Annotated in this window: 5 protein-coding genes; 2 read left to right on the top strand and 3 right to left on the bottom strand. The window is 53.3% G+C overall.

What is annotated here, in order from left to right:
• Positions 1–72: 72 nt before the first annotated feature.
• Together AAE250_RS08990 and AAE250_RS08995 are read right to left on the bottom strand one after the other, a co-directional pair.
• Positions 73–1,938 carry a hypothetical protein gene (locus AAE250_RS08990; protein ID WP_294602726.1) on the bottom strand — a complete coding sequence of 622 codons (1,866 nt, stop codon included), beginning with the start codon at positions 1,936–1,938 and terminating at the stop codon, positions 73–75.
• A 31-nt stretch (positions 1,939–1,969) separates the two neighbouring features.
• Positions 1,970–3,226: an AGE family epimerase/isomerase gene (locus AAE250_RS08995; protein ID WP_294602728.1), complete on the bottom strand. Its 1,257-nt coding sequence runs from the start codon at positions 3,224–3,226 to the stop codon at positions 1,970–1,972.
• Positions 3,227–3,465: 239 nt separating this feature from the next.
• Between AAE250_RS08995 and AAE250_RS09000 the strand changes: the two genes are divergently transcribed.
• Entirely contained in the window at positions 3,466–7,449 is a 3,984-nt protein-coding gene (locus tag AAE250_RS09000) for a hybrid sensor histidine kinase/response regulator transcription factor (protein WP_342288869.1), read from the top strand.
• A 245-nt stretch (positions 7,450–7,694) separates the two neighbouring features.
• On the top strand, positions 7,695–10,229 hold the full coding sequence (locus AAE250_RS09005; protein WP_294602732.1) for a glycoside hydrolase family 9 protein: 2,535 nt from the start codon (positions 7,695–7,697) through the stop codon (positions 10,227–10,229).
• A 121-nt stretch (positions 10,230–10,350) separates the two neighbouring features.
• On the opposite strand, the gene AAE250_RS09010 is transcribed toward AAE250_RS09005, so the two are convergent.
• A complete protein-coding gene (locus tag AAE250_RS09010) occupies positions 10,351–11,787 on the bottom strand; it encodes a sialate O-acetylesterase (RefSeq protein ID WP_294602734.1) in 1,437 nt (478 codons plus the stop codon).
• Between the last annotated feature and the right edge of the window lie 140 nt (positions 11,788–11,927).

The following is an 11,927-nucleotide window of genomic DNA, read 5'->3' on the forward strand; positions in this document are numbered from 1 at the left end:
GGACGGAGTGTGAAGGGGGACTTTTTTCCCCGTCCGAAGACCCGGATAAGATGAGGCAGGCGCGGGGGCCTGTTAGTTCAGTAAAGTGATGAAGCTGATGGCGGGCATGTGGACCGTGGCCTGGCCATTCTGCACCTTGACGGTGCTCTTCTTCATGCTGTCCTTGGTATTGGTCACGTAGACCGTGAGCTCCGTTACTCCTGCCGGAATACCGGAAATGACAGCATTGCAATCGGCTCCGTTATTCACCATGTGAACGGCATACTCGCCGCGCGTGATGTTGCCGAAAGCAGCACAGTTCACCTGCTTCTTGCTGCTCTGCACCGGGATGGCCAGGGCATCGGCAGGCGTGGAAGCCAGCTGCTTCATGTTCCAGAAGCGTTGCGTGGGATGCAACGGGCCTTTGGAACCGTAGATGCCGTCGCCCCACAACAGCGAGTAGTCCGACGTGAGCTGCCATTGCAGGATGGACATCGGCTGGGAGATGGCGCAGATGCGTGTGTACAGGTTGATTTCGTAAAGAGCGAAAGTAGATTCGTTGAAAATCTCGGCATAGCTGTGGGCAGCAGCGTCCGTACTGCCTTCGCCTACCAGCAGAGGTACATTCAGCGTCTTGGCGGCAGCACCCCATTTGCGCAATGTCTCGTCATCGCAACCACGCCAGGAGTGGAAGGAAACGGCGCCGATGTACTTATGAGTAGTAGGGTCGCCCAATGCCGGAAGGATGAAGTCGTAAGTGGTTGCATCCGAATTGTCGCCCAGCAATAAGCGGGTGGGCAGATTCAACTTCGCCAGGTAAGCACCGAATTCGCGGATGAAGTCGGCATGTTCCTGTCCGGTATGCAGTACGTCGATACCCAGGTCCGATTCATTGAAGGAGAACATGGCAAACTCAATGCCGTATTGCTTCTTAGCATACAGTATATAGTCGGCAAGCGACTTGTATATCTGCTGTTTCTTCTTCGGGTCCAGACGGTAGGCCATCACGCCGCCTTGACGCTTGTAGCTCTCGGGACCACCGTCGATGGCCCATGTAGGTGGGAACCAGCAGCTCAATATCACCGGCATGCCCATGGCACGAAGGCGCTTCGCCATCAGCATGCTCTCTTCGACGTGCTGGTGCAGGGCTACGCTTTGGGGAGCGGTCAGCGGGTTCTTTCCCAACTCTGCTTCCCATATCCGCCACGGCAGTTCCACACGGCCGTAGGCTACGCGCAGGTTTTCAAGGCAGTAGTCTATTATTTTAGGATCTGCCTTGGGGTTCTGCAGGCGGAAGTTTCCTCCGAAGCCCGTAAAGAGGCTGCCCGGGTTCTGTACGTCCAGTGCTATCTGTGCATCGCTGTGGTCGATGACTCCCGAAGCGCGCAGTTCCATCGTCACCGAGGTCTTTTCGCCTTTCTTTAAGGATGGCATCAACTGCACGTAAACAGCCGTGTTATCCCGTCCTTTCTCAATGGTAGCACTCATAGACTTGCTGAAACTGAAATCCAGCTTCCGGTTGGCCGAAGTAATGGTGAGCCGTTTGCCGCCTGCCTTTATCTTGGCGTCGGCATAGTTTTCGGGGTCTAAAGTAATGCAGAAATAAGCCGGCTGGTTCAGCGTGGTGTCCGAGGCGGCATCGATGGAGATTGCTACCAGTCCTCTCTCCTTATCGGTTACCTTCTGATAGAATTTCAGGCCACGCACAGTGGTGGTCACTTCCTGCGTATCGCCTTCACGGTGATAGCGGGGACGTTGTCTCTCCTTTCCGGTAGCGTCCATGTCTCCTTTCAGATTGCCGACGCAAAGAGAAGACTCAAAGTCTATCAGTTCGCCGTCCACACGGACACCCGTCATATTGCTCCATGCCATTACCTCCGTCTGGGCAGCGAGTGGCAGGGATAAGGCGCTGCACAGGAGTGCAGCCGCACACACTTGGAAAATTCGTAAGTTCTTCATAATACATATATAATTAAGATGTGGTTTTAGTCTATTCACTCAGTCTGGCATCGATCTCAAAGCCCATCCGGCTGTTGTGGTACGGGCAGTTCCACATACTGGCTTTGGGCTCTTTGTAACGGGGAGTGCCGTCCGGCTCCACCGTTCTGAACCATTCGCCGTACTCCTTATCTATCACCCGCGACTTGACGAACTCCCACATGCGCTTCGCACTGTCCAGATAAGATTGCTTTCCGGTCAGCTGCCATGCGTTGACGCATCCCACGATGGTTTCGGCCTGGCACCACCACGAAAAGTCCCGGCGGAACTTGTCTTTATGCCGCTCGTATATCATGCCGCCCAGTGGAGCCAGACCTTCCTTCAAAGCCGAGTTCGTCAGGTCCAGGGAGATCTTCTTGCACTTCTCAAAGACGGCAGGGTCGCCCAGGGCTTCGGCAGCTTCGGTCAGCAGCCAGGCGGTTTCGATGTCGTGGCCGTAGGAGTCGATGTCATCCAGGTTCTTCCAGTTGGAGTCGCAGTAGAGTATCAGGTGATGCGTCTTGCTGTCGTAGAGTTTGGTAGTCAGCAGGTCGATGATCTTCGCAAGGCGCTGGCGAAGGCCGGTGTCTCTCCATACTTTATAAAGCAAGGTATAGGCTTCCAGCACGTGGATGTGGGTATTCATGGTCTTGGTGGCAACGCCGTCGCCGTCATAGCCCAACTTCTCGGGGGTTCCCCATGAACGGGTGAAGGATTCGATGTAACCATCGCTTACGGGGTCTTTAATCTTGCTCTCCATCGTATGATAGACGTCGATGGCACGCTGCAGGCTTTCCATGTTTCCGGTTGCCCGGAAGTGTTCGGCCAGCCCGTAGATGGCGTAGGAACAGCCATACGTCTGCTTGTCTGTATTCAGCGGGGTGCCGTCTGCCTTTATCAGCCAGTACACACCGCCGTACTGCGGGTCGATGAAGTGATCTATAAAGTAACGTTGTGCACGGTCGGCCATCATGCGGTAGTTCTCATCCCCATACATGCGGTAGGCGGTGGAGAAGCTCCAGAGGATGCGTGCATTCAGTACGCCGCCCTTGGGGGCATTGGGTATCGGAGTGCCGTCACGTTCCAAAGAACCGTAAAACCCTCCGGAAGGATCTACACTATGCTTTTCCCAGAAAGCAAGGATGTTGTTCTTCAAGTCTGCGGTAATCTCTTTGCGCAACGTTGCGGTTGCAGCGGACTGAGCGCTCGCAGAAGAAAAGACCGATAGCAGGATTGCTGTTAATAGAAAGGTAAAAGAATGCTTTTTCATTGTGGCAATATTAAAAGGTTAACTAAATGTCTCATCGCAAAATTAAGTGTTTCCTCGCTTTTATCTGCCTATAAAAGGCTTTTTGAACGGGCAGGGTTGTACCCAAATAAGGGAACATTTGGATACTCTACCCAAACAGGAGCCAAACAAACCCCTTATAGGAGGGATAGAAAGCCCTTTTGGATTTTCATGTCTTACAAATTTTGAGTAGGTTTGTACATGTTTAAACGAGTAATGCCATGAACACAACTTCCACCTCCTTTATATGTAATGTGATACTTCTGCTAAGTGTCCTGTTTCCATATAATATGTATGCCAACCTGACAGAGCAGAGCACCATCATGTTCAGGCAACTCTCTACAACGGACGGGCTTTCCAACAACAGCATCAACTGCCTGTGCCGAGACAGCCGGGGCTTTCTGTGGGTGGGAACCGCCTCGGGCCTCAACCGTTACGACTCCTATACCTTCCAGCAATACTACCAGGACACCGACAACCTGCCGGACAACGGCATCACGGACATATTCGAGGACTGGCAGGGGAATATATGGGTATCATCCAACCACGGAAACGCCATATACGACTATCAGACGGGGAAATTCAACCGGAACAGCGAGGAGATACTCCAACAATTCAACATCGCATCCGGCACTATTCTCAAAGTGGGTACGGACAGCAAGAAGAAATATCTGTGGACCTACGACAACAGCAAGATACACCTCTACGACCACCAGCAGAAGATGACCAAGATATATCCGCTGGCAGAAAACGCCGTCACCAAGCTGTTTGTGACCGATGAGCACATATACTCCATCTACAACAGCGGAAAACTGTACTTCACGGACATCAACTCCTCGCTTACGCAAGAGATTCCCATCCCGTCCCAGTACAAGAGGTTCCTGGAAAAGCACATCCCCAGCGTGTTTATCGACCGTAACGACGGGATTTGGATCTATACCTTCCAGAACAGCTTGCTCCTCTACAAAAAGAACATGCAGGCAGAGTGGGAAGAAATCAAACTGCCCGTCCATACCGAGCAGTTCAACCGAATACGCCACATTGCCGAAGACACCAAGGGAAATATCTGGCTCATCACCAGCCACCTCGGGGGATTTATCTACCAGCCCCAGTCGGGTACGTTGACCCATCTGTCCCATAACCCGCTGAAATCTCATACCCTGGCGAGCAACAACCTCAGTGCCATCCACGTTGACCAGGAGGGGATTGTATGGATAGGCAACTTCAAGCAGGGCATCTCCTACTACGTTCCGCAGTCGCAGGTCTTCCTGAACCAAACGTTGTGGCAATATAAAGACATGCTCTCCTTCTGCGAAGACTCCCTCTCCATCTGGTACGGTACGGACGGCGGAGGGCTGATGCGCCGGAGCATAGACAGCCAGGAGCTGGAACGGGTTCCGACACCTGCCAACGTCATCGTCACCATCAAGAAGGACAGCAAGAACCGGCTGTGGCTGGGCAGCTTCCAGAACGGGCTGATCTGCTACGACCGCGGCCGGATCACGCAGTACAACAGCGAGAACAGCGGACTGCTGGAGAATGATATTTACGGCATACAGGAAGACAAGTACGGCAATATCTGGGTAGCCACCCTCGGCGGATGCATTCAGAAGCTGGATATGAAAAGCCGGAAGTTCCTGACCGTCTTCAACAAACTGGGCCTGATGAATATCCGGGAATTGCTATACACCGGCGGAGACATGCTTTATGCCGCCTCCTCGCTCGGCCTGATGACCGTAGACATCAACAGTCATCAATGCCGGTTCATCTACAACAACAGCAATAAAAAGCAGGTGCTGAAGAAGCTCAACCTGTATACCGTCTACAAGGACAGCCGCAACATCCTCTGGATGGGAGGAACCCAGGGACTGACTTACTGGGACCTCAACACCGACAGCATCTGCTACATAGACCGCAGCAACGGCCTGCCCGCCAACCTGGTGACCGCCATCAACGAGGACAACAACAAGCAGATATGGGTGGGAATCTGCAACGGCATCACCCGCATCAACCTGGCACAGAAGCCTTTCTCAATGACCAGCTATAACGTGAACGACGGCATCACCGCCAACGATGTAAACGAACGCGCCCTCTACAAACTGAAGAGCGGCAATATCCTGGTAGGTACTTCCAACGGCTACACCACCATCATTCCGCAAGAGGTGGTGCACAATACTTATAACAGCGAGATATACCTGACAGGCATAGAACCGCAGTACCATCCGCTGTCGCAGATGCTGAACGGCAAGTCGCCGGAGTGTGCCACAGAAGTCGTACTGGAAGAGGGAATCCCTTTCTTCCAACTCCGGTTCTCCACCCTCAACTTCATCGAGCCCGGCAAGGTGCGCTATGCCTACCGCATCAAGGGGCAACAATCGGACTGGAACTACTCTACAAGCAACCAGATAGATTTCTCCATGCTTCCGCACGGCAAGTACGAGCTGCAAGTGAAGGCATGCAACTCGGAATATATGTGGTCGCCCAACGTCAAGGCCATTACCATCCGGATATTGCCGCCCTGGTACAGAACGTGGTGGGCCTATCTGCTGTACCTGACCATTGTCGCAGCCATCGGATGGTGGGTCATCGCCTACTTCCGCTCCAGACGCAAAAGGGCCGCCGCCCTGAAAGCGATAGAGCAGGAGAACGAACGGCAACAGAAGATAACGGACATGAAGATGCAGTTCTTTGCCAACGTGAGCCACGAGTTGAGGACGCCTCTCTCGCTGATCATCAACCCGCTCGAAGAGTTCCTCAGCAAATATCCGCAGTATAAGAACACCTTATTATATACGGCACAGAACAACGCCCGCTATCTGCTCGAACTCATCAATCAGTTACTGGACTTCCGCAAGCTGGATGCCAGCGGAGAAACCATGCACTACATACACGGCGACATCGTGAGCCTGGTGAAAGACCAGCTCCAGGCATTCGACAGCATTGCCCGGAAGCGGGAGATAGACTACCGCGTCGTCTGCCAGCAACCCAGCATACAGATGGACTTCGACTACGACAAGGTGCGGAAGATTGTGATGAACATACTCTCCAACGCCTTCAAGTTCACCGAGAACAAAGGGACCATAGAGATCAAAATAAACATCATAGACAGCAACCTCGTGATGCAGTTCAGCGACACGGGATGCGGCATCGACGCAGCACAGCAGAAGAAGATATTCCAATGCTTCTACCAGGCCGAACAGCAGGAGAACTCGGAGGGAGGCAGCGGCATCGGCCTGTATCTCGTGGCGGAATACGTAAAGATGCACAAGGGGAATATCCAGGTGTCCACCAACGTGCCCCACGGAAGCATTTTCACCATCAGCCTGCCGATGCATGCCAGCGTGCATCCCCAAATGCAGGAAGAAGAGCAGCCGACCGAAGAGAATGAGACCCTGCCCAAACAGAACGGCAACATCAACGAGCAGAGCTACACCATCTTGCTGGTAGATGATAACTATGACTTCCTCGACTTCCTCAGCGCCTGCCTCTCCACCAGCTACAACGTGCTGAAGGCGATGAACGGACTGGAAGCGCTGGAAGTGCTGAAGGCAGAGAATGTGGATATCGTCATCAGCGACATCATGATGCCCAAGATGAACGGGCTGGAACTGTGCACCGCCATCAAGAGCGATATCTACATCTCGCACATCCCCATCATCCTGCTCACCGCCAAAGCCAGCGAGGAGTATCAGCTGGAGGGGCTGAACATGGGAGCGGACGACTATATCACCAAGCCCTTCAACATGGAGGTGCTGAAGCTGCGCATCAGCAAGTTCATAGAGAGCAGCCTGAAGAAGCACGAGCTCTTTGAGCAACAGATAAAGATAGAGCCCAGCCACATCACGATCACTTCACTGGACCAGCAGTTCGTGGAGAAGGCCATCCAGATTGTAGAAGACAACATCAACAATGCCGAGTTCTCCGTAGAGGAGCTGGCCGTACAGCTGAACATCTCCCGCGGCTACCTCTACAAAAAGATGGTGAAGATTACCGGAAAGACTTCCCTGGAGTTCATACGGATTATCCGCATGAAGAGGGCGCAGCAACTGCTGGCGGAAAGCCAGTTGCAGATAGCGGAAATAGCTTATAAACTAGGGTACAATTCGCCTAAGATATTCACGAAGCACTTCAAGGAAGAATTCAACATGAGCCCATCCGAGTTCATGCGGAGGCAAACACAGAAAGCAAAGGACGCACCTTTCTGATTTTCAGAGGTTTAATTTCGGTTTATCAGACACTGGTGTCTACCGTGACAGACACTGGTGTTTGTTCTGACAGACACTGGACTCTGTCCTGACAAACACTGGCTTCTGTCGCGACAGACACTGGACCCTGTCAGAAGCCCCATAAAAACACATTTCATAACGTATTTGGGTACAAACCGCCCCCCTGAGTTTCCTTTTAAGTCCTTACATTAGTCGCCAAATTTAGTAACACATATTCGTATACTATGAGAAAGAAACATTTTGTATTTGCATCCGCTTTAGCCCTGCTCTTCTCGGGCGGCGCACTGCATGCCCAAGACTTCAAGCTCACGTCTTCCGGTTACTTCAAGAACCAGGGAGTAGACGTAATGGCTTTCGACGACATTTACCCCGAAGGACACCAAGGGGGAGTTTGTATCATCATGAACGGCCACCGCGTGGCAACCAACGGCGACATCCGCATGGAAGCAACCCCCGGACAGTGGCAACCCGTGCCGAAACAACTGGACCGGAAACTCGGCGACAACAGCATCACCGCCACGCTGTGCTACCCCGACTCTTCACGTCACCTCACCGGATTCAACCCGATGATTTACCCGGACTACAACCTTACCTATACCGTGCGTGTAGAAAGTAAAGGCAAGAACATAGAGGTCACCGTCGATCTGGATCGCCCCGTTCCGCAAGCACTGCTCGGCAAGGTAGGTTTCAACCTCGAATTCTTCCCCGGCTCCCTCTTCGGCAAGCCTTGGATTATGGACAACCAGAGCGGCATCTTCCCGCAACAGCCCAACTCGCCCGTGATGACCACCAAGCCCAACCATCTGCATGCCGGCAATTATCATCAGGCAGGGAAGCCCCTGGCCGACTTCGATCACTTCGTCGGAGAAGGTTACAACCCGATTGTGGCCGACGACATCATCAGCGAACCCTACGCCGTGGGAACCAAGTTCACTTCCCGCCCCGACGACCCTTATAATAAGGTAACCATCGAGTCATTGAGCGGTGACCTGAAGCTGTTCGACGGCCGCATGAACCACAACAACGGCTGGTTTGTACTGCGTAGCGACATCAAGCCGGGAGTTACCAAAGGTGCCGTGAAGTGGATTATCTCTCCGAACATCGTCTCCGACTGGATGTACAAACCGGTGATCCAGACTTCACAAATCGGCTACCACCCCGCCCAAGACAAGGAAGCAGTCATCGAAATGGATGTTCGCGACACACGCCAGCAGACGGCACAGATCATCCGCATCGACGCAGACAACGCGGAGAACATCGTCAAGACCGTAACCCCCGAAACCTGGGGAAAGTTCCTGAGATACAACTATCTGAAGGTGGACTTCACGGACGTAAAGGAACCGGGACTCTATCAGATAAAGTACGGTGAATCCACCTCGCCCATCTTCCGCATCGACAACGGGATATACGACCGTGGCGTATGGCAACCCGTCATTGAATACTTCCTGCCCGTGCAGATGTGCCACATGCGCGTGAACGAGAAATACCGCGTATGGCATGACTGCTGCCACATGGACGACGCACAGATGGCCCCCGGCGGCAACCTCTTCGACGGCTACAACCAAAATGCAAAGGACATACCTTCCAAGTTCAAACCGGGCGACAACGTTCCGGGAGTAAACATCGGCGGATGGCACGATGCCGGTGACTTCGACCTCCGCATAGAGTCACAAGCCGGAGAATCTTATATCCTGGCACTGGCTTACGAGGCTTTCCGTCCGGACATCGACGTGACTTCGATTGACCAGATCAACCGCGTCACCGAAATCCACCAGCCCGACGGCAAGAACGATATGTTGCAACAGGTAGAAAACGGTGCACTGACCGTAGTAAACGGCTATCTGGCACTGGGACGCCTCTACCGCGGCATCATCTGCAACGACCTGCGCCAATACGTCCTCCTGGGCGATGCCGCCGCCATGACCGACGGCCAGCCGGGCAACAAAGACGACCGCTGGATCTTCACCGAAGACAATCCGGGACGCGAACTCTCCACAGCCGCCCATCTGGCTGCCGCCTCACGCGTACTGAAGAACTTCAACGATACGCTGAGCACACACTGCATCAACATCGCCCGACAGATCTTCGAGACTACTGCCGAAAACCGTGCATTGTCCGCCAAGATCCACGCTGCCGTAGAGCTGTATCTCACTACCGGCGAACAGCCTTATCTGGACTTCCTGTACAAGAATCAGGATATCATCATGAAGCAGATAGGCCGCATGGGCTGGTTCACCGCACGCGTGGAGCGCCAAGTGGCACAGCTGAAGGACAAGAAGGCCAAGGCTTTCTCTGCCGCCTTCCGCAAGGCGTTGCTGGGATATAAGGAAGAGCTGAACAAACTGGTACACGAAACTCCGTACGGCATTCCTTACCGTCCGCACATCTGGGGAGCAGGCTGGGATATCCAGAACTTCGGCTTCCAGCACTACTACCTGACGACGGCTTATCCGGACATCTTCCCGAAGGCGCCGGTATTCAATGCGCTGAACTTCATCTTGGGCTGTCACCCGGGCATCAACCAGGCATCATTCGCTTCGGGCGTCGGTGCACAGTCGGCTACGGTAGGCTACGGTCTGAACCGTGCAGACTGGTCGTACATCCCCGGCGGCGTCATCTCCGGTACGGCCCTCATCCGCCCGGACTTCCCGGAACTGCTGACGTTCCCGTTCTTGTGGCAACAGACTGAATATGTATTGGGAGGAGGTTCTTCGCACTATATGTTCCTGGTGCTGGCGGCACAGCAGTTGCTGAAGTAAACGATTCCTTAGACGCGGATTGAGCGGATCAGGCGGATTTATAAATGATGCAAGGCATCTTAAAATCCGCTTAATCCGCTCAATCTGTGTCTAAAAGATAAAAGCGCCACCGGAGGTACTATCACCAATTATCCGTACGGAACGGAATCAGCGGCAATTCATTTCCTCCAATCATCGTACCCATTTGGAAGTCGTGGAAGCAGTAGCGCACGGCAACGGGCCGGGGTACTTTCTCCGAAGAAACAACGATGTGATTCGTCTGCCAGCGCACCCATACACTGTCCGCCGGATAGAAGACGCGGTCTTCACCGGCAATCTCGAAGCCGCGGATGTCGTAGTTGCGGCAGATACCCATCTCGATATGGTCGAGGGAAATGAAAGCCTGATTGCCTTCCATCTCCACTGCCTTGTACTGCGGGCTGAAACAGGCGATCTGCTTCATGCCGTAAGTGAGGTTCAGTGCCAGATAACTGAGGCGACGGCCTACCGGGGCTTTGTTGCCGGGATGTATGTTATGCCTCTCGTAAGGTTCTGCCAGATCGTTGGTAGAAATCATGGCACTGTTCGGTATCAGGCTCTGGGCTTTGAACTGGGCTTCGCGCAGGTAGGCGGCTTTCTCGTCTTGCACGGCGCTGTCGTAGTCGTAAGGGGCAATCTCTACAAAGTAGAAGGGTATATCGCCCAGTCCCCACTCCTTGCGCCAGAGTTTCACCATATCGGCCATGCGCTGGGCGTAGTGTTCGTGGTGCCCTACGTTCGTTTCACCCTGATACCAGATGATGCCCTTGATGGTGTAGTTTTCTACCGAACGCAACATGCCGTTATACATCAGCAGCGGGCGTTCCCACTCTAAGATTTTCTCCATATCTTCGGGCTTCAGCGAGATGTCGGGATAGGTTTCCAGCAACTCGCGGTTGATCCAGCTCTCTATGCTGGAACCGCCGTAGGAACAGTTTACAATGCCCACCGGCAGGTGCAGCGCGCGGCTGAGGGAAGAGGCGAAGTACCAGGCGGTGGCACTGAATTCCATGACGTCGGTCACCAGTTCGGTCGTCATCCAGCGTCCGCTACATTCGGTTTGCGGTTCGTAGCTTTGCCGCCGGGCTACGTTGAACATACGCACGCCTTTCACGTCGGAAGCGGCGATAGCTTCGTCTATTCCTCCTTTTACGCAGCAACCGCCGAAGCCTTTCAGCGGCATCTCCATGTTACTCTGTCCGGAGGCAAGCCAAACTTCGCCGATAAGGATGTTCTTCAAGGTAGTCTGCTCTCCGTTCTCTCCGTCATCAAAAGTTATCTCGTAAGGGGTATAGCCGCCTGCCGGGGTTTTCAACGTAAGCAACCAGTGCCCTGCCTTGTCGGCCTGGCAGGTATAAGACTTTCCATCCCAGGAGGGAGTGACGCGTACTGTTGCTGAAGGGGCTGCGCTGCCCCAAACTTTTACATCTGCCTGCTGTTGCAGCACCATATTGTCGCCAACCAGTGCAGACAGCTTAACTTTTGCATTCAGTGCTACGACGCAGCACAGCAATGCAAGTAATAATCCTTTCCGTTTCATTAATTACTTTGTATTTATTAGTTCAAGTTTCGCAAATAAATGATAATTTATCGCAGCAAAGCATCAGCGCAGCAAGCCTGAAAGGCTTTTATCTATTAGCCCAGGGCAACGCCCTGGGTAATAATGCGCTCCATCTCTGC

The sequence above is a fragment of the Bacteroides sp. GD17 genome (assembly GCF_038448625.1).
In the GTDB taxonomy this organism is placed as follows: Bacteria; Bacteroidota; Bacteroidia; order Bacteroidales; family Bacteroidaceae; genus Bacteroides.